Annotated in this window: 16 protein-coding genes; 9 read left to right on the forward strand and 7 right to left on the reverse strand. The window is 57.6% G+C overall.

The features are described 5' to 3' along the window. Positions 1-12: 12 nt before the first annotated feature. Entirely contained in the window at positions 13-573 is a 561-nt protein-coding gene (locus BGIM_RS0133290) for a TFIIB-type zinc ribbon-containing protein (protein ID WP_020473987.1), read from the reverse strand. Positions 574-926: 353 nt separating this feature from the next. Here BGIM_RS0133290 and BGIM_RS58720 point away from each other — a divergent pair, with 353 nt between their 5' ends. Continuing rightward, positions 927-3,173 carry a glycoside hydrolase family 44 protein gene (locus tag BGIM_RS58720; RefSeq protein WP_020473988.1) on the forward strand — a complete coding sequence of 749 codons (2,247 nt, stop codon included), beginning with the start codon at positions 927-929 and terminating at the stop codon, positions 3,171-3,173. 55 nt (positions 3,174-3,228) lie between these two features. Here BGIM_RS58720 and aroE read toward each other — a convergent pair whose 3' ends face one another. The 3 genes from aroE to BGIM_RS0133310 all read right to left on the reverse strand — a co-directional run bounded on the left by aroE (position 3,229) and on the right by BGIM_RS0133310 (position 7,469). Continuing rightward, positions 3,229-4,779 carry a shikimate dehydrogenase gene (aroE, locus tag BGIM_RS0133300; RefSeq protein WP_020473989.1) on the reverse strand — a complete coding sequence of 517 codons (1,551 nt, stop codon included), beginning with the start codon at positions 4,777-4,779 and terminating at the stop codon, positions 3,229-3,231. Between the two features lie 153 nt (positions 4,780-4,932). Beyond that, positions 4,933-6,168 (reverse strand): FG-GAP repeat domain-containing protein, encoded by a 1,236-nt coding sequence (locus BGIM_RS0133305; RefSeq protein ID WP_020473990.1) that lies wholly within the window; start codon positions 6,166-6,168, stop codon positions 4,933-4,935. 98 nt (positions 6,169-6,266) lie between these two features. Further along, on the reverse strand, positions 6,267-7,469 hold the full coding sequence (locus BGIM_RS0133310) for a hypothetical protein (protein WP_162136315.1): 1,203 nt from the start codon (positions 7,467-7,469) through the stop codon (positions 6,267-6,269). Positions 7,470-7,528: 59 nt separating this feature from the next. Between BGIM_RS0133310 and recO the strand changes: the two genes are divergently transcribed. From recO to BGIM_RS0133345, 7 genes are all read left to right on the forward strand, one after another. Beyond that, complete coding sequence (gene recO, locus BGIM_RS0133315; protein ID WP_020473992.1) at positions 7,529-8,251, forward strand: DNA repair protein RecO; 723 nt, start codon at positions 7,529-7,531, stop codon at positions 8,249-8,251. 20 nt (positions 8,252-8,271) lie between these two features. After that, complete coding sequence (locus BGIM_RS0133320) at positions 8,272-9,534, forward strand: outer membrane protein assembly factor BamD (RefSeq protein ID WP_020473993.1); 1,263 nt, start codon at positions 8,272-8,274, stop codon at positions 9,532-9,534. Between the two features lie 18 nt (positions 9,535-9,552). Further along, positions 9,553-10,230, forward strand: coding sequence for an LPS assembly lipoprotein LptE (gene lptE / locus BGIM_RS0133325; RefSeq protein WP_020473994.1), 678 nt, complete (start codon positions 9,553-9,555; stop codon positions 10,228-10,230). A 13-nt stretch (positions 10,231-10,243) separates the two neighbouring features. Continuing rightward, on the forward strand, positions 10,244-11,098 hold the full coding sequence (gene folP / locus BGIM_RS0133330) for a dihydropteroate synthase (protein WP_020473995.1): 855 nt from the start codon (positions 10,244-10,246) through the stop codon (positions 11,096-11,098). Between the two features lie 31 nt (positions 11,099-11,129). Continuing rightward, on the forward strand, positions 11,130-12,389 hold the full coding sequence (locus tag BGIM_RS0133335) for a glutamate-5-semialdehyde dehydrogenase (RefSeq protein WP_020473996.1): 1,260 nt from the start codon (positions 11,130-11,132) through the stop codon (positions 12,387-12,389). A gap of 21 nt (positions 12,390-12,410) precedes the next feature. Then, positions 12,411-13,958, forward strand: coding sequence for a HEAT repeat domain-containing protein (locus BGIM_RS0133340; protein ID WP_020473997.1), 1,548 nt, complete (start codon positions 12,411-12,413; stop codon positions 13,956-13,958). Positions 13,959-14,084: 126 nt separating this feature from the next. Then, entirely contained in the window at positions 14,085-14,966 is an 882-nt protein-coding gene (locus BGIM_RS0133345) for a hypothetical protein (RefSeq protein ID WP_157369624.1), read from the forward strand. Between the two features lie 34 nt (positions 14,967-15,000). On the opposite strand, the gene BGIM_RS0133350 is transcribed toward BGIM_RS0133345, so the two are convergent. From BGIM_RS0133350 to yidD, 3 genes are read right to left on the reverse strand one after another with little or no spacing between them, the layout of a single operon-like run. Then, on the reverse strand, positions 15,001-16,782 hold the full coding sequence (locus BGIM_RS0133350; RefSeq protein ID WP_029631092.1) for a hypothetical protein: 1,782 nt from the start codon (positions 16,780-16,782) through the stop codon (positions 15,001-15,003). Continuing rightward, positions 16,779-17,558 (reverse strand): class I SAM-dependent methyltransferase, encoded by a 780-nt coding sequence (locus BGIM_RS0133355; protein WP_020474000.1) that lies wholly within the window; start codon positions 17,556-17,558, stop codon positions 16,779-16,781. The genes BGIM_RS0133350 and BGIM_RS0133355 overlap by 4 nt, the downstream gene beginning before the upstream one ends. 16 nt (positions 17,559-17,574) lie before the next feature. Next, positions 17,575-17,991, reverse strand: a complete 417-nt coding sequence (gene yidD, locus BGIM_RS0133360; RefSeq protein ID WP_020474001.1) for a membrane protein insertion efficiency factor YidD — start codon at positions 17,989-17,991, stop codon at positions 17,575-17,577. 503 nt (positions 17,992-18,494) lie between these two features. On the opposite strand from yidD, the gene BGIM_RS0133370 reads away from it, so the two are divergent. Beyond that, positions 18,495-18,716, forward strand: coding sequence for a small basic protein (locus BGIM_RS0133370; RefSeq protein WP_020474003.1), 222 nt, complete (start codon positions 18,495-18,497; stop codon positions 18,714-18,716). The last annotated feature ends 14 nt before the right edge of the window (positions 18,717-18,730 follow it).

The following is an 18,730-nucleotide window of genomic DNA, read 5'->3' on the forward strand; positions in this document are numbered from 1 at the left end:
ATGCCGGAATCCTCACGACTGGTTTGAGCGTGTGGCGTAAGCATCGCGTTCAATGGCACGCACCGTCCGGGCGGCGTCCACGCCGACCAAGACGCAGGCTCGTGCCAGGAACAGCCCCATGATGCCGAAGAACGTGAACACAAACACGGAAATCATCCACAAGACGGCGGCGGTCAAAGACCGGGGCTGGCCGTCCGGTTCCCGGAACTGCGGCAAGACAAATACGACAGCCATCAGCACAGCCGTGAGGATCACGGCGAATGTCCCGACGATGGCGAACCCGTTTGCCAGGGCCGTCGCCGCCCGGTAACTCCCCAATTCGGCCCGCACCACTCTTTCGACGGCCGCCGAACCGCCGGCCGAGGGCAGCGGCTCGGATTTGTAACCAAGTTCCCGCTCGGGAATCGGCTCCGTCTTGAGCTTTTGCCGCGTGGCCGGCGCGCTGGCGGGGGCCGAGGCGGGCATTTGGAACTGTCCCCGGCAGTGCGGACAGGCGACCACCCGACCGGCGACGGCCGGGGAGAAGGCAACCGGGTTGCCACAATGCGGGCATTTCAGGGTGGGTTCACTCATCGGTTGTCTCGACTTGCTTCATTTTCAAGATTCCTAAATATTTCGGATTGCTCGGCTGGCGGGGATTCGTTAAACGCCAAATTATCGTCACAAGCGACAAATTTTGCCAGACTGATGCGGCCATTCGTTTGACGGCTTAATTTCGGTAATCTGGTAAAAGTTTGCCGACCGATTTTGTTTGACCTTGACGGTTATACTGGCTGAACGTTTTATCCGGGATCTACGCATCACGGAATCTTTCACGACCGCATGCTTTGTGATGGTTTGCACTCGCCAAAAACCCGTCCTACGATTTGGCTAATCCGTAGTGCTTTCCCCACCGGATTGATCGTTATAACTTGTCAGGACATGACATGCCGGGATTGCGTACTTTTCTTCTGGCGTTTTGCATCGGTCAGGTTTTCCTGCTCTGGTGGATGGGGCAATACGACCCCACCAGCGGAGCGGCGGCCGAGCTGGAGCCGACGTCGGTGAAGTCGTCGTCAAACTCCGGGAGCAAAGGCTCCTTGGTGGTTTGGTCGGCCGACGCGCCTTGTGGAAAGACTTGGGGAAACAAAGATCGCGAATTGATCTCTTTCGACGGCAATGGTTGCGATGGTTCCGGCAAGGCCATCACCCTTACCCTCGACGGCAACGGCTGGCGTGGGTGCGGGCTGAATTGGAAGGGTTGGTATCCCGAAGACGCGGCCGATGATGTCAGCAAATACAAGAGCCTCACGTTTCTCATCCGACAAGTAACCGACCGCGCGGACGCGGATCTGACCATTCACCTCAAAGATAACCTGAAACGGCCCCAACAACTGCCGGTGAGCAATCCGCTGGCGGTTGTGGCCAACGGGGCGTTGACGCGCATTGATTCCACATGGCGAAAAGTGGTTCTGCCGCTCGAAAAATTCGCGGCCAACAAGGAACTGGATCTCCGGAAAATCTGGGGCATCGATTTTTCGACCGAATCGAGCCAGCGGCTGGTCTTCCAAATTGACCGGATCTCCTTCAACCAAGACTCGCCGCCGCCGCCCAAGTTCCCGACCGGCGAGAGTTTCAATGCCGTCGCCCGTGTGAACATCGACGGGAAGGGCCACATGATCCCCGATGGCATTTATGGGGTGTGTGATCTGCCCGGAGAAAAAGTTTCCCGTTATGGAATCCCGATCACCCGGTGGGGAGGCAACCGGACCTCCCGGTTCAATTGGAAAATCAACGCCGACAGTGCCGGCAAGGATTGGTTCTTCAAGAACGGCGGCCAGAGCATCTCCGATATGTCCGACAGCGCCTATGTGAAATTCATCCGGCAGAACCAACAAGCTGGGGCGACAGCCTATCTCACGATCCCGATGCTCGGCTATGTCGCCAAGGATCATCATTCCCATGCGTTCTCGGTTGGCAAATACGGCAAACAACAAGCGGTTGAAAGCGGTCACTCCGATGTGGGCAACGGCGTGAGTCTTGAGCGGGGCGCCATCAACTGGAACGATCCCGAGGACACCTCCGTGGCCGTCGGCCCTCAATACATCGCGGAGGCCGTGCGATTTGTCTCCCAGAAGGCCGGACGGGCCAATGCTTCCAACCCCGGCGTGAAGTATTGGGTGTTGGACAACGAACCCATGCTCTGGCATCTCACGCACCGCGATGTGCGGAAAAAAGCCGTGGGATATGACGAATTGTGGGATCTCACGGTGAAGTATGCCGAGGCCATCAAGCGGGAAGACCCGTCTGCAAAGGTGGCCGGTTTTTGTAGCTGGGGCTGGTCCGACCTGTTTTACTCGGCCGCCGACGAAGGGGACGACCAATACCGTTCCCACCCGGATTTTTCGGCCCACGGCCGTATTCCGCTGGCGGAATGGTTCATCATGAAGTGTGCCGACTACAAGAAAAATAACGGCAAAGCATTGATTGATGTGTTCGACTTGCATTGGTATCCCCAGGCCCAACTGGAAGGGCGTGACCCTTATCTGGGTCACGGGATGAGCCTCAAGTTCAACCAACTTCGGATGCGAACGACCCGCGACCTGTGGGATCCGGCTTATGTGCCGGAATCATGGACCAAGGACGCCGCCGGCGGCGGGCCGGCGATGGTGGTTCGCCGGGCGAAAGAATGGATCGCCAAACACAATCCGGGAATGGAATTGTCTGTCGGCGAATACAACTTCGGCGGTTCGGACAACATCACCGGGGGGTTGGCTCAAGCCGATGTGCTGGGCATTCTGGCCCGCGAACAAGTGGATCTGGCGTTCATCTGGAACACGCCCGAAGGCACGCAAGAATTGGCGTGGAAACTCTTCCGCGATTACGATCAGCAAGGGGGCCGCTTCGGCGACCGTTATCTCCCGACCGATAGTAATTCCCAAGACGTGAGCGTCTATGCGGCCAAGCGATCCAAAGATGGGGCGACGACCATTGTTGTCGTGAACAAGAGCCTGACCGGAGAGGCGAAGACCACTCTCGACCTTCCCGGTTTGAAGGGCCGGATGCGGATGTGGCGGTTCGATCAGGAAACCGATGGGAAGGTGATGGAATTGCCAACGGAATCGAAGCAAGTGAATGGTGCCGTCAATCTCACGATTCCGGCTGCCAGCGCCACCATGATTGTGATTGAGTAAAAACCGATTTTGAAAGCCATCCGTTGCGAAGGGCGAGGATGGCTTTCAAAACAGATCATCCTTGCTCTTCTTCTTCGGAATCCTTGTCCCGGTCGTAATTCACCGGAGACATGGCCCGGCGGAAAATCTCCCGCATCTCCTCCAAGGCCGGTTTTCGGCCGGTGAACAATTCAAATTGAATCGCCGCCTGTCGGACGAACATATCCACGCCGGAAACGATCTGGCAGCCGCGTAGTTTTGCTTCCTTGAGCAACATTGTCTGCTCGGGGTTGTAAATGGTGTCGAAGACCACCATGTCCGGTTTCAGGAAACCGGGGATCAGCGGGCTTTCGTCCAGGTTTGGGTGCATCCCCAACGGGGTGCAGTTCACCACATAATCGCAGGTGAGATTGTGCCGTCTCTCCCATTCGACGGCCTTCCCTGACACTTCAGCGGCCAGTTTTTCCGCCTTCTCCATCGTCCGGCCGACCACATAAATCGGAGCCACCCCGGCCCGGTGCAGGGCGTGAACCACCGCCCGTGCCGCGCCACCGGCCCCGAGAATCATCGCGGAACAGGTGTTCAGGGGTTTGGAAACTCCGTCCTCTGTTTTCGGCAGGGTGTCTTTCATCGCATTCAACGCGGCATCGTAATCCGTGTTGGCGGCGTGGAATCCGTTGGCCCTCCGCACCAGCGTGTTAGCGGCGGATGTTTCCTGCACGCGGGCGTCTTTCTCGACGGCGATGGCGGCGGCCGATTCCTTGTGCGGAATAGTCACGCTGTAGCCGGTGACGGGCAGTTGCTCGAAGGCTTGGACGGTTTCCTGAAATTCTCCCCGTGGAACGCGGAATGGCAGATAAACGGCGTTTTCCCCAACCCGATGGAACATCGCGTTGTGCAGGGCGGGACTGAAGCTATGTGACACCGGATCGCCCATGACGCCGTACACTTTGGTGTCCGAGTTGATCCGGTCAACTTGGAAGAACCGTTTCACTTCGTCGAGGGAAGGCAGTCCGGGGGCGATGCCCCGTTCTTTGTTGAAGGCCGCGTACAAGAACGGAGCCCCCATCTTCAGGGAGAGAATCCGGCTCGGCAGGCCGATTTCCCCCATGCAATGGCCGATGGTCGGCTTTTTCGAGTTCTTGATGAGTTTCAGGATTTTCATGCAATCCTTCGGATGCTGCGCCATGGTGACGATCTTCACCACGTCCGAATCCTGTTCGCACATCTTCGCGTAGATTTCTTCGATGTTGTCCGGCGTGCCCTCGAAGTTGTGATAGCTCACGATCCGCTTCACTTTGCCAAACCGCCGAATGTCCCCGGCGACATCCGTTTCGATGTCCACCCAATCGAACCCGCCGACAATGGCCTGGCGCAACACCGTCCGGCGTTCGTCCTCGGTTCCCTTCCAACGGCCGCCGTCTGTATGGCGGCGAAGCGTGGCGACCCACTCGCATCTCTTGTGCGGCATCAGCCGTTGGAAATCAACCGCTCGGGACAGGAAATCAAGCCGAACCTCAATGAACTTGGCGCCGCGGGTGACGGCTTCTTCCAGTTCGATTTGCATCATTTTGTGACGGGTACGCCCGACAATCACGCAGACGCGATCCGGTGGGGAGAGTGGCATGAAAGTGAACTCCGACGAGATGGGGGAATAATCAATTTAGAGGATGACCAAAGCAGACACGGCAAAAAGACCGGCGGGCGTCCGGGATGTGTGCCCGATGCCCGCCGGTCTTTTTACCGTGTCGCAAACCAAGACTCAAACCCAAACCAAAGACTATTTACGAACTTGTTCGATCACGCACACGCCTTTTTTGTTGGAGACGATCACATCAAGCAATCCGTCGCCGTTGATGTCCTGCACACAGAATTGCGTGCCGATGCCGGAATCGTCGTCAATGGGCATGGGGGTGAAGGAAATCACGCCGTCCTTGGACTTGCTGGCTTTGAACCAGTAGACCATCGCGGACTTGTCCGAACCCGGTTCGCTGCGACCGTGCGACCAGAACCGTTTGCCAGTGACGAGATCCTTCAAGCCGTCGCCATCAATGTCCACAAAGTGCATCGCATGTGTTTCGGAAACGAGATCTTTGAAGAGATCGTGCCGCAGGAAGGTCGGATTTTCCTTGCCGGGCTTTTGTTGATGCCACCAAATGCCGAACTTGTGGGCGCTGGAAGAGACCACGTCCATCTTGCCGTCGCCGTCCATGTCCAGCACGAACATGTCCGCGCAGGCTTCGCCGAGGTTGGCCGGGTGGAACGCCCAGGGCGTCGTCCCGTCCGTCTTCGCGGGTTGTTCCCACCAACCGCCGGTGCAGAGAACATCATTTTTGCCGTCGTTGTTCACATCGCCGACGCCCAAACCGTGGCTGAATTTTTGGGTTCCGGGCACTTCAAACCCGGTGCCTTTGACCGGCTTGCCATCTTCCATTTTCGGCGGCATGCTCGGCGTGCTGATCGGGTGCATGTCCCAAAGGGCGTTCGGGTCTTTGGCGTTCGGGGTGAAATAGGCCATCTGGCCTTCGTTACCCTTGCCTTTCGGCTGAAAGCCCATCAACAACACCTTCTTGCCGGTGCCGAGCAGGTCGGCGTAAATCGGGGTTTCGTTGCAGGCCGAATGCCAGATGATGTGCTTCTTCCAGTGCCCTTCCTTGCCTTGAGGATTTTCCAGCCAGTAACACGGGTCGCCGGGGAAGTCGATCACGATCAAGTCCGGGAAGCCGTCGCCATTGAAGTCGTCGGCCCAACATGCGAAGGAATGGCTGTAGTTCTGGAGGCCGTCCTTGTAATCGGTCGGCGGCTTCATTTCGTGCGCCTTCCAGTCCGGCGCCTCATACCAGTATTCGCCGTTCAGGACGTCGATTTTGCCGTCTTTGTTCACGTCCGCGATGGCGACGCCTTCGCTGCGGAACTTCTTGTCGAGGACCGTCTTTTTCCAAGTGATCGTCGGTTCGGCCCCGAACGAAACGCCGATGGCGGCGAAGAGCAAAAGAAGTGATAGACGGAAACGCATGGAGAGCCCTTCTAAGGTGGTGTGTGATGAAACGCAGGTAGGGGGATTATCTGCCAACGGCAAAGCGCTTGCAAGAGGCCAGTCGGACGATCTCGGAATCATCCGGTGAAGGGTCGAAAAAGTTTGCGGGTCCACGGTTCAAACGGCTTGCGGACATCCGCGCGAACCAGCAACGGCAATTCCATCCCGCCGTTGACGATGATCCGAAGCAAGCCCTCATAAACCCGGCCGGCTTGCAATAGCCCGGAATCCACCTCAAACGGAACCTCAACCGTGCGACTTCCGGTCACCATTGGCCCGACTGCTTTCAGCCACATGGCATCGCTCTCGGCCGAGGCGTAAATCCATTTTTTCGCCGTTGTCAGGGTCACGCTTCGGGTGATGCGTTCCGGGAACTCGCAGGTGCAGTCGATGGTCGATTCCGACAAACTTACCTTCGGAATGGACGAAAGCCGGTATGCCTCGAAGTATTGTTGCACCGCACCGAGCGACGGGGCGAGCGGTCCCGGTATTGGAAAGTCCCACCCTTCTTCGCAAAAAAGTCTCGCAACGGACCCGTCTTCCATCCATTTGGCGGCTCGTTTCGGATGCGCCAGCATCACCTTCGCCAGATCGTAGGGATCGCTGACCGTGAAACCCTGAAATGGGATTCCCGAGAGCGTCATGTCTGCCTGCACAGGGACTTCGAGGTTGCCTCCGTTGCTCTCCACCTTCAACTTGGCAAAGAAACTTCCCGCCCCCGGCAGTTCGGCCGGATCGATGGTCAATTCGATGGCTTGTTCCGGTCTGGCTCGCAGTTTGGTCGTGCTTAATTTGAGCCAGCGGACATTCTCCACCAGACTCAATTGTCCGGCGAGCAAACCGGAGCCGCGATTGATCACTTGAAGCATGACCGTCCGGGGCGGGCCTTTGCGCAGATTGGCAAAGTGGAGGCGCCGGGGGGCCACATCGATGGCGGGTTTGACGGCGACTTTAGCGGGCAGGCGTTCCAGGAAAGATTGCAAGGCGACATCGCCGTCCTGATCGGGCGACGGGACGAGCTTCGCCAGATCCTCGCGTTGTATTTGCCTGAAGAATTGTTGAAACTCGCGTCGGAGCAGGGCGTTTTTGGCCTCCCCCCATTCGGCGAGGCAACCGCGAGCCAGTTCGTCGATGGTGCGGCACGGTCGCCGGCCGGCGAATGTCCATTCCTTGGGGAACAATTCCGAGGGGGGCGGGGAGGCGTCGATGGCCGTCCCGTCAAAATAACAGTACGCCGCCCCGCGCGGGTTCATCCGCAGACATCGCCTACAACGATGCACGCCCAAACTCCCCGAACGCTTAGAATTACTTGATTGGCCCATTTTACAGGGTTTTGCCGATGCCTGCCGAGAAAGCGACCGGGATTGTGGTGCGGACGACGGACTGGAGCGAGACCAGCCGCATCGCCACCATCTGGACGCGGGAATTGGGCAAGGTGAGCGTGCTGGCCAAGGGGGGGCGTCGGCTGAAATCCAACTTCGAGGTTGCACTTGACCTCCTCACCGTCTGCGGTATCGTCCTGCTCCGCAAGTCGTCCGGAGGTTTGGACCTTCTGACGGAGGCGCAGGTGGTTGAACGGTTCGCGGGATTGCGAACCAACCTCCCGGCCTTGTATGCGGGTTATTACATTGCCGAGTTGCTCGGCGAGGGGACGCAGGATTACGATCCGCATCCCAAGTTGTTTGACTCGTCCCTGGACACGCTGCGGAAACTCTCGGCGGGGGGAGACCCCTCCGCGTTGGTGGCCGGGTATGAGTTGGAATGGCTGGCCGAACTGGGTTTGAAACCAATCCTTGACAGGTGCGCTCATTGCGGGACGCAACGACTGGACACGGGAATGATTGCCATGAGCCCGATGGCGGGCGGCGTGGTATGCGGACCCTGCGGGAAAGAATTCAACGACCGACGGACCGTCTCGATGGACGGGCTGGTTTGTCTGAACGAGTTGGTGATGGGCGAACATCCGGCCGTCGGGCGGGAAGTTCGGGAAGTGTTGGGGTTTTACATCAGTTCGGTCCTGGGGCGCCGGCCCCGGATGCTGAACTTCATTGCGGTGGGTTAGCACGGCAGGGGGAACACGCCATGCGTTTGGGTCGCACGTCAATCGGGCTGGTTCTGTGTGGTGCGGCTCTCCTTTCGGGCTGTCAGGGGATCGGTGAACGTTTTGAATTGCCGCGTTCCCTCCGAGGCTCCTCTTCCTCAAAAGATGTGAAACAGGCCGGCCACACCGAAGGCGAGGATGCCGCCCCGACCGCCAACGTGATGGTCGACGCGGATGCCGCCTTCAAAGAAGAAAAATTTGAAAAGGCCGAGGAGCTATACTTGGCCATCGCGGACGACACGAAACAACGCCCGGAAATCGCCGAGCGGGCCAGATTCTATCAGGCCGAATCGCTCCGGCGTCAGGGGTATTACCCCAAGGCCACGGACGCCTACCACAAGCTCTTGCAAGACTTCCCGTCCGGCGTGTATCGCGGACAGGCGATCGGGCAGATGTTTGCCATCGCCAACGAATGGCTGCAACCGTTCCGCGACGAGATTGAAGATGCGAAGAAACCGGCCGACCAGCGGAAGAAAAAGAGCTGGACGGACAGCATCGTTTTGGTGAACTTTGACCGCAAACTTCCCACGATGGACACCGAAGGCCGGGCGACCCAGACTTTGGAACGGGTTTACCTGAACGATCCGACCGGCCCGTTCGCGGACAAGGCGTTGTTCATCTTGGGCAAGGTGAACGAAGTTCGCGGCAACTATCGCGAAGCCTCCCGCTACTTCCAGCAATTGGTGGAAACGCACGACAAGAGCCCGTTGCGGGATGAGGCGTTGGAAATGGCCATCATCACCAAGAACAACAGTTCGGGCGGCCCGATGTACGACGGCCGGGACACCGCCGAGGCCATGCGGCTCATCACGATGGCCAAGGCCACCAGCCCCAAGTTGGTGCAGGAGCAAAGCAAGATGCTGGATTCGCAGGCGGTGATGGTCCGAATTCAGCAGGCTGAGAAGGATTTCGAGACGGCCGAATACTATCGCCGGACGGGTCGCTACGGTTCCGCGTGGTTTGAATATGAGCTGGTGATTCGCCGCTATCCGGGCATCGAGAAGTTCGCGGAACGGGCGGCCGAACGACAACGGGAACTCAAGGCGGAAATGGACGAGTTGAAAGACCCGTCAACCACGACTTCAACGAAGTGGATGTTGAAGAAATATCTCTTGGGCCATCAGGTTCCGACCGCGAAAATCCCGGACAAGCCGGACGTCAAGGAACTTCCCGAGAACCGCTCTTCGCCGGCGGTCCCGGCCACCAGGGCCGATCTTCCGAAAGACATTATTCCCAACCGGTAACCGCACCCGAGAAGTCATATGGCACGGACGCAGCCTCATTCGATTCAGCCGAGCCGTCGGCAAGCCCTTCTGGGGCTGTTCGGCCTCGGTTCCGTGTTGTCGTTCGGTTGCACCACCTCGGGAAAAAACTTTTGCTTCCTCGGGTATTCGACCGAACCCAACTATGACCCGGATATCCGCTCGGTTTATGTGCCGATTTTCAAGATCGGCCGAGGCATCTTTGAGACGACTCCCTATCGAGACATGGAATTCACCCTCACCCGTCAGGTGGTCGACACCATCGAATCCACGACTCCCTTCAAGGTGATTAGCGAACCGGACCGGGCCGATACCGAATTGCAAGGGACGATTGTGAGCATGCGGAAGAACGTCCTGAACCGCACGCCCTTCAACGAAGTTCGTGAGTTGGAACTGATTATTGGTGTTGAAATCGTCTGGCACGATCTGCGACCGGGAAAAGAAGGCAAGATCCTCACGAATCCCCAACGGAAGAAGTCTGCCGTCGATGTTGGCGATCTTCCATTTGATACTCTGAATCCTCCGGCGCCGGAAGGGCCTCAAAAGCCACAGCCGGTGTTAATCAGCGACAAGGGGCGGGTCATTCCCGAATTGGGAGAAACCAACGCCTCGGGGCTGGACATGGTTCTCAAGCGGCTTGCTGTCAAAATTGTCTCGGCGATGGAACGCCCTTGGTGAAAGGGCCGGTTCGATGCGGGGCTGGAATATTCGGGGCGGTTCGATCACCATCGGATCGCGGCCGCTGGTCATGGGGATTGTAAACACGACCCCGGACAGTTTTTCGGATGGCGGCAAGTTCGACACGGCTGATCTGGCCGTGGCCCATGCGGAACGATTATTGGACGAGGGAGCCGACATCCTTGATGTCGGCGGGGAATCCTCCCGGCCCGGCGCCGAAGGCGTCTCGGCTGCGGAAGAACTGGCGAGAGTGTTGCCGGTGGTGCAAAAACTGGCCGGCCGATCCGGTGTCGTCATTTCCGTGGACACCACCAAGGCCGTTGTAGCAAAAGCCTGTCTGGAAGCCGGCGCGGCCATCATCAACGACATTTCCGGGGCGGCTTTTGACGGCGACATGCCCGCCACGGTACGACAGTTTCAAGCCGGTCTCGTCATCATGCACATGCAAGGAACACCTCGCACGATGCAGCAAAATCCTGTTTATGCCGATGTGGTCGGCGAAGTGCGGGACTGGCTTGGGGATCGTCTTCACCAATTGCTCGATGCCGGGTTGGAGCTTTCTCAAATCGCCGTCGATCCGGGGATCGGTTTCGGGAAAACGACGGCCCACAATCTCCGGCTAATCCGTAATCTCGGAACATTTTCCACCCTTGGCTGCCCGGTGTTGCTGGGCGTCTCCCGCAAGCGATTCATCGGGGAGATCACCGGGAAACCCGTGGATGACCGGCTTGCGGGTTCCCTGGCGGTGGCCTGTCAGGCGGCCCTCACGAACTCGGCTCACATTATTCGTGTCCATGACGTCGGGCCGACGGTCGGGGCATTGAAGATGTTGGATGCCATCGCCAACGCGGTTCCGGCGGTAGAATGATTGTTTCGCAATTTTCTTGGGGAATCACCTCGTGGCCGACGCATCATTGAAAACCCTTTGCCTCACGCTGGCGAAACAGGCCCGCGCCGCCTCTGATGACCTGGCCTTGGTGACACGGGCAAAAAAGGACATCTGGCTTCAACGCGGAGCCGATGCCCTTGAACGCCGCACGGACGAGATTGTCGCGGCGAACGCCCTCGACCTTGCCGGGGCAGTCGATCTTTCACCGGCCATGCGGGATCGGTTGAAACTAACGCCGGAACGCATCCGAGCGGCCGCCGAGGGGATGCGGCAGGTGGCCGCGTTGACCGACCCGGTCGGGCAAGTCCGCGAGGGGAGCATCCGGCCGAACGGATTGCAGATTCAAAAGGTCAGCGTGCCGCTCGGGGTGATCTTTTTCCTCTACGAATCCCGGCCAAATGTCACCGTCGATGCCGCCGCCCTCGCGGTGAAATCCGGCAATGCCGTGATTCTTCGCGGCGGCAAGGAAGCCTTTCACTCCAACACGATCATCCATCGCATCCTCGCGGAAGAGTTGGAGAAAATCGGCCTGCCCGCCCATGCCGTGCAACTGGTTCCCACGATGGACCGGGAGGCCGTGGGCATTCTGCTGAAGTTGAACGAATTCATTGACTTGGCCATCCCTCGCGGCGGCGAAAGTTTGATTCGCCGGGTGGTGGCCGAGGCGACCATGCCGGTGCTGAAACACTTCTTGGGGAACTGCCATGTTTACGTCGACTCTGCCGCCGATTTGGGCATGGCCGAGCGCATTGTGATCAATTCCAAGTGTCAGCGGCCGGGCGTGTGCAACGCCATGGAGAGTTTGCTGGTGCATCAAGACGCGGCGGCTGGGTTTGTTCCGCGGATTGGGCAAGCCTTGCGCGAGAAGGGAGTCGAGATCAGGGGTTGCGAAATCACGAAAGGTTACCTGTCTTATGCGTTAACCGCGACGGATGCCGATCATGCGGCTGAATTCTGCGATCTGATCGTGTCGATGAAAATCGTGCCCGATATTGAGTCGGCCATCGCCCATATCCGTCGCTTCGGTTCGCATCACACCGACGCCATTGTGACGGAAGACCTTCGGGCGGCCAGGCGTTTTGTCGCCGCGGTGGATTCCGCCGCGGTGATGGTGAACGCCAGCACACGATTCAATGACGGGCACGAGTTGGGACTGGGGGCGGAGATCGGGATCAGCACCGACAAATTCCACGCCCGCGGTCCTTGTGGCTTACAGGAACTCACGACGTACAAGTACGTCGTCTTTGGCGACGGTCATCTCAGGGAATGAGAGGGCCGTCGAGGAGTCGGGATGCTCGTCTCCGCCTTGATCTTGACGATGGCCGCGTCGGCCCTGTATGTGGGCCTCAGCCGACGGATGCGGCGTCGCAGGCGGGCGGCGTCCACGGGCTTCATGACGCCGACCCCCCATTTCAACCGGTTTGACCGGACACCGGAACGGGAGGCTGCTCATGCCACCGTTCCAGGAGCGATTGCCTTGAATTCGTCTCAACCCGCCCGCGTGCGGCCCGGCCATCGTTGCATGGAAGAAATTCGCCGTCGCAGCCATGTCGATTTCGTTGGCGCCCTGACGTTCTTCGAGGGGCAGCTTCACCGCCGGGTTTCCGAAAGTCCCCTGGAGCAGGTCCGTTATTGGATGGATCTTGCCGAGGGGATGCGCAACCTCAATATGCACGAGGCGGTTCCCGCCTTGCTTCGCCGGATCGACGAAGCTCTTGACCTCCCCTCTGGCGAAGGCTTTGCCGTCGAAGTGGTGAGCTTCCCCTCCTTCGCCGAGTTTCTGCACGATCCCCTGAGCCGCGAAGGCCAGGCGGGCCTGCGTGCTTTGCGGGTGGTGATGGAGGGGATTCGGATGAATCGCATCCCCGTGGGCGTGTATGCCGAGGCGGCTTTCGGCGACGCCATCCGGCGTCTTGCGGAAAATTGCCCGGACGCCACCAATCCCCGGCTGGCCCTTGTTTTCATTGAGGCGATGCGTCATTGCCGCCAGACCTATCACACGGCCCCGGCCTTCCGGGACGATCCGGTGCGGCGACAAACCGTCCGCTGGCAAAACGCCTTCATGCGGGACGCCGAGGCCGTCATGCGGGAATACCTGCACGATCTGGGCGTGGACATGGTGCGCATGCTGCCCGCCGCCAGCGGGCGCGGCATCAAGGAGATCCTGCAAGCAATCAACGAATTGCACATTGATTCGGACGAGGCGGCTTTGGCACTGCTGGCAGAACCGGATTTTCCATACCGCTCCGAGGCGATCTCCTGCCTGCGGTGGTCCCGTTCGGCCATGACTTCATCCTTGTTGTGCGCGTTGGTGACCCACGCCACACAAGGGGGGCGCACCCCCAAATGGCTGCGACGACTTGGCGTGGGCCAGAACGTCAGCTCATCGGCCGATGTGGAGACGTGCATTCTCGCCTTGCGGGGGCACCCCGGCGAGGAAACCGAGAAAGTGCTGCTGGCCTGTGTGGTTCATCCGGACGTGGCCTGGCGACAAGGGGCTTTGCGAAGCCTTGGCTGGTGGGAACCTGTTCGCCGAGCGGAAGTTCTCGGAGCGATCCGGGTGGCCAAACAAGATTCTCAACCGCAGGTTCGCCGGGCCGCGCTGGCGGCGGCGGCCCGCTTGGGAGAATGTTCCGCCCTGCAAACGCTTCGGGAGATGCTCACCCGCGAAAATCTCCATCAGGTGCAGGACGCCATCCAGCTTTGCAAGAACGAGGGCTTGTCGTGGCTCTGGCCTGACCTCGACTTGCTCACGGAAACGGACAATCCGCACATCGTCAGCGAGGCTTGGGAGGCCATTGAACGCATCCGCGAGGAATTCATGGGGCCGATCGGCTAATCGGCCCAACCCGTCAACTCGCATCCCTCTTTACCAAATTCTCCGGCTTGGAGTGAATTTCCACCGGGATCATGGCCGATGTTTGCCCGGTTGGGGAGAACTACGGCCGAATTGGTGGACACAGTCATGTTCCGACTTCGGACACCCGGAATGATCGCGGCGGGTGGCCTGGCTTTGCTGGCCGGCTGCAAGCATCATCATCAGCAACAACCGGTCACGGATGTTCCGATGGTGCATGCTCCGTTCGTCCAAGACACCGGGGCGATGGCGTATCCAAATCCTGCCGTCAGCTCCATGCCGGTTGGAATGATCGCCGGGCCGGTTCCGCGACCTTACATCCCGCCAACCGATCCAGTCGCTGCGGAACCAACGGCCCCGAAGAATCCGGTCACCGAACTGCCGCCTCCGGCTGATTACGCCAAAATTCCCCCGGCCATTCCGCAAAGCCGCACAGGCACATCGGCGCCTATCAATATCATCCTGCCCAACGGGGGCCCCGGTGGAGGAGAACGACCCGCCACGGTGGTGATTCCGCCGACGAAACGGGTGGAAGCCGAACCAGCTCCGACGGGTCCCGTGTTGACGGGGCTTCCCGCATCTAGTTCACCAGACCCGTTTGTCGCCGCCCCGAATCGGGTGTTCGGCCCCGCCCCGGTCACCGAAGTGGTGACCGCTCCCAAGGACACGACTCCGGAACTTCAGCCGATGAAGTTGAAACCGGGCGAACGGTTCGGTCACGGGACGGATTATCGATGGGTGGCTGGTGTGCTGGACAAGCATCAACGAGGCGGTTACTGGACCTTGCGATATGCAGACTTTGCCGCCGATGACGTGTGGGGCGGCAAGGTGCGATTGATCGATGATCCCCGCCTCGCCACGTTCCGCAACGGAGATTACGTCTATTTGGAAGGCGATTTGCTGGCCCCCTTGAATGGCCCGCATGGGGATACGGTTGGCTATCCCCCGTTCCGCATCAACCAAATCCGACCGGTGGACAAGGGCCGCTGACAGGGCTGTTTGCCGGACGAGAGACGAACCGACGTCAACGATTTGCTTCCGGCAGCAGATCGAAAATAGCATTTTCAAAGGCAAAAAGCACCGCATCGAAATCGACATGCGGCACAACTCTTACCCATTTCATTGCCGGCGGGTTCGCCACAATTTCAAGCATATTCGCAATTGCTTTCGACACACCCAGCGGGTCGTCCCCTTGGGATTTCAACGTGAGGAGAGAATCGCGGAGCGTTTCGCAGAATCCGAGGAACGTCGCTGTTTGCCGGCGACGAGACATTTCTTGAGAGATCAACGTCGAGTAAAGCAGATAAAATTGAAACGGATTCTTGCCGCCGCCTTTGGTCAGATATTGTGTGAACGGTGTTACCCGGCCGGCATCAAAATCTTCGTAAATGTCCCAAAGGTCATCCCCCAGTTGATTAAACAGGGAGCGGACGACACTTTGGGCGAATGTCTTGTTGGTGATCGTGATGCCGCAAACTTCCATTGTTGCCATTCGGACCAAGGCGCTTTTCAGAGCCGTGTCCACCATCACGTCCTTGAACACTTCCGGAGAGTTATCATGAAGTGTTGAAAGTCGCCGGGTGGCATCACGCCGATGCGATTCCAGCAACAAGCCAAGCACTCGAAGTGTTTGCGGAATGTGTTGGGCTGGCACAAGCGAAAGCATTTCGCTCAAGCATGAATGAACCTCTCGGATGCTCGGGCAAACGTGATCGACTGTCTTGGTGGGTGTTTGAACAACGTGTTTTTCACCGAACAGATCGCTCAATATTCTCGTTAACATTTCACGGTCGGCGTTTGATGTCTGTCCGCTATCCAGCACATTGTCCACCAAGGGATATGTCACCCCCCAAGAGAACGCCAGCCGAAGTGTGTTGAAAATAAATGTGGGATGATCTTCTTGGTGGTTCTTTTTTGCGGCAACACGGTGAACAAGAACGCCAAACGCGACTTTGCACAATTTGATCAAACCGTGGTTGAAAACGGAATCACGAGAAATGGCCTGCGACAAACCGGAAATTCTGGGTTTGAAATACGCCACCAGTTTGCTTTGCAACTCATTCGATTCTTGCGTTGTTAATTCGCCAGCGGAGGGGAACAGATGAAAAACGGCGACCTCCATGAGTCGACGCATGTATGGTGAGGCGACCCATGACGCGGTTTTGAAACGAGAAGGAGAGCGGATCAATTTTCTGAGGCCGATACGAAGGATGATCGACATCAATTTCGTCTTGAGCGAGAAGGCCGTTCTGTGAAACACCATGCCCAATTTTGCGAATAACGGCTTTCGACCGCTTCGCCGTCGTTGGAGCAATTCCAAGCCGTACATTTTTCGCAAGTGAACAAGCGGGTCAACTCCCCAAATGAACCGAAAATGTCGGCCGCCGAGATTAATGGTGGCGTAAGGCTGCTTTCCAAGATTTCTGAGCAGCGAGGCAATGAATTGTGGCACGGGCGTGTCGTAGCGGTCCACTCCCTCGAAATCTTCTCCCTCCTGAACACTCAAGTAAGCCGACACGTATGAACGAATTCGCGATAACAGGAAGAGTTCGGCCAGGGCGTTTTCCAACAATGAGCGAGGCCGTAATCTTTTCCTCCAAGAGTTAATCCGGCGTCTGGCAATCAAGTTCTTGATGCGGTCCAACTGAAGTCTTGAGAAGGGCCAGGCGGTCGAAAAAGAATTTCCGGCGAGTTCGATCCATTCAGCCGTGATCCGGCCCAAGTCATCGTAGTTGCAGTTGTGAATGTCAATCTTGGCGAACAAACGCCTGGCCTGTTCCTCGATGCTCCCGTCCGCATTCATCATTTCCCCCGATGGTCGCCAACAGCGAACTCTTCCTCGGCGGCAGGTTCAAAAGAACCGTCATCGGAGATTTTTTTGAAGATGGTCGCCTCGCTGCAAAATCCGAAATGACTCACCCGGTTGAGAAACACCAACTCCCAATTGCTCGCATGGAAATACGGTCGCAGATTGACCAGACGACTCAACCCCACAAAGCGAGGGTCCAGACAATACAAGATCGAAGAGACCTCTGAGTTGATCCTTGAAAGCCAGTCATTTCCCCGTGATGTGGTCAGCAGGCAAAGCAACCCGTGCTTTTTCAAAAGCCGGTGCGCTTCCTTCGTCATTGCCACAAGTTGGTCGTGGTTCATCATTTCAAACACATATGTGCTCACGATGCGGTCAAACGATCCGGATGCGAGCGGGTAGGGCACCCTCGGATTTATCAATTCCACTCGGACCCGTTCGCCAAAGCGAGCGAATCGATGTTTCAATCGCGAGGCAAGCGAAGCGGCCACTTCGATCAGAGTGACTTTGCAAGCGGGCGACAAATGCCCCTTCAAAAGCCGGTCCGCAAGATGGCCGACGCCAGCCCCGATGTCCAACACGGCCGAGGCTTCGGAGAAATGGCCGTTTGACAACAGCCGGGAATAGGCCAGTCGGTCTAACGCATTGGCAAAGGCGAGGGTCCAGCCCGTTTTGTCGAAAAAACGAGAGATATCTTCCGGGGTGAGGGAATGATCGGAGACCGGTCCCGTTTCGCTTTTGAGACCATGAAACAAGCAGGCAGGGATTTTCATCGGGTGAGGCGTTTGTTCAACGATCTTGCGTCTTTTGTGGTTCCGAAGGCGGTTTGCCATCATCCTTTTTGAGCGGCGGGTTCGCCTCGCAAGGACCGCATCCCAATGCCGTTTCATTGGTTGAACTGGCGTGCGGAAAAGATTGATTGTTGGCCGCGTTAAGCTGTTCGCTCACAAAGTGGTTGTAGGTCTCGCGGCACTTCGTCAGTTGACGCCGGACGGCGGGCATCGCCTGGGAGAAAATTTGCGTGCGAAATGCCTGAAGGGCAACGGTTGAACAACTAGGCTCGTGCGTCAGTGTGCCATAAGCACATGTGAAGCCTTTGTGCGGAGAGATCCAGCGACGATAAGCAATCACCCCCAGGCAAGCGATCAAAGCCAGCCCGCGATCAACAGGCCATAGCGGCAGCACCAACACATTTTTTGCCTTCATTTCTGTCCTCATTTGTTTGATTCGGAGAGTGTTTCAAACAGTTCAGCCGACAGATGGGCCAATCGTTGGGAATGTTGTTCTTGCTTTCACTTAACCGCCCATTTCACTGTGATGGATGACTTTTGTTGAGTTGGTTGACGGATGAAACACATGGAATCATCGATCTTTTTTTCATCAAAAACTCACAGCTTACGGAATGGTCACAATCACATCGCCGAGGTCATCGTCGGAAGTTGGGAAAAGAGATCCCCGATTTCGCAGGCTCGTTTTCAGTCGGCTTGGTAAAAGATGAACCGATTTTTCCTCGGGAATGTTCACGCGAAATCTGGATTTTTCAAACAGCGTTTTGCCGCGTTTTGCTCGTTGTGTTGTTAAACAGGGAGTTGTCGACAGAGCTTTGGCTTGTCGCCGTGGCTGGCAGTCATATCATCCCTTTTTGCCATAAATTCTGCGGGCCATGTGTTCCCGTGGGTTGAGACAACCTTTTTCTTTTGTGAAGTCCCATGTCGATCGACAAATCGCTGAAGCGGAAGTCCGGCGGTATCAGCAACCGGAGCGTTCTTACGCGAACCGAGCGAATCAACACGCTGAAGGATGCGGACAAGTGGGTCGAAGGCCGCAGCCCCTTTGGTCTCCCGAAGGTTCGCGTTCTGAAGATCAGCTTGAAGAAGGCCAAGAAGGAAAAGGAAGAAGAAGACACCAAGGCCCCGGCCAAGAAGAAGTAAGCCCGTCTTTGCTC

The organism is Zavarzinella formosa DSM 19928 (assembly GCF_000255705.1).
Classification (GTDB): Bacteria; Planctomycetota; Planctomycetia; order Gemmatales; family Gemmataceae; genus Zavarzinella; species Zavarzinella formosa.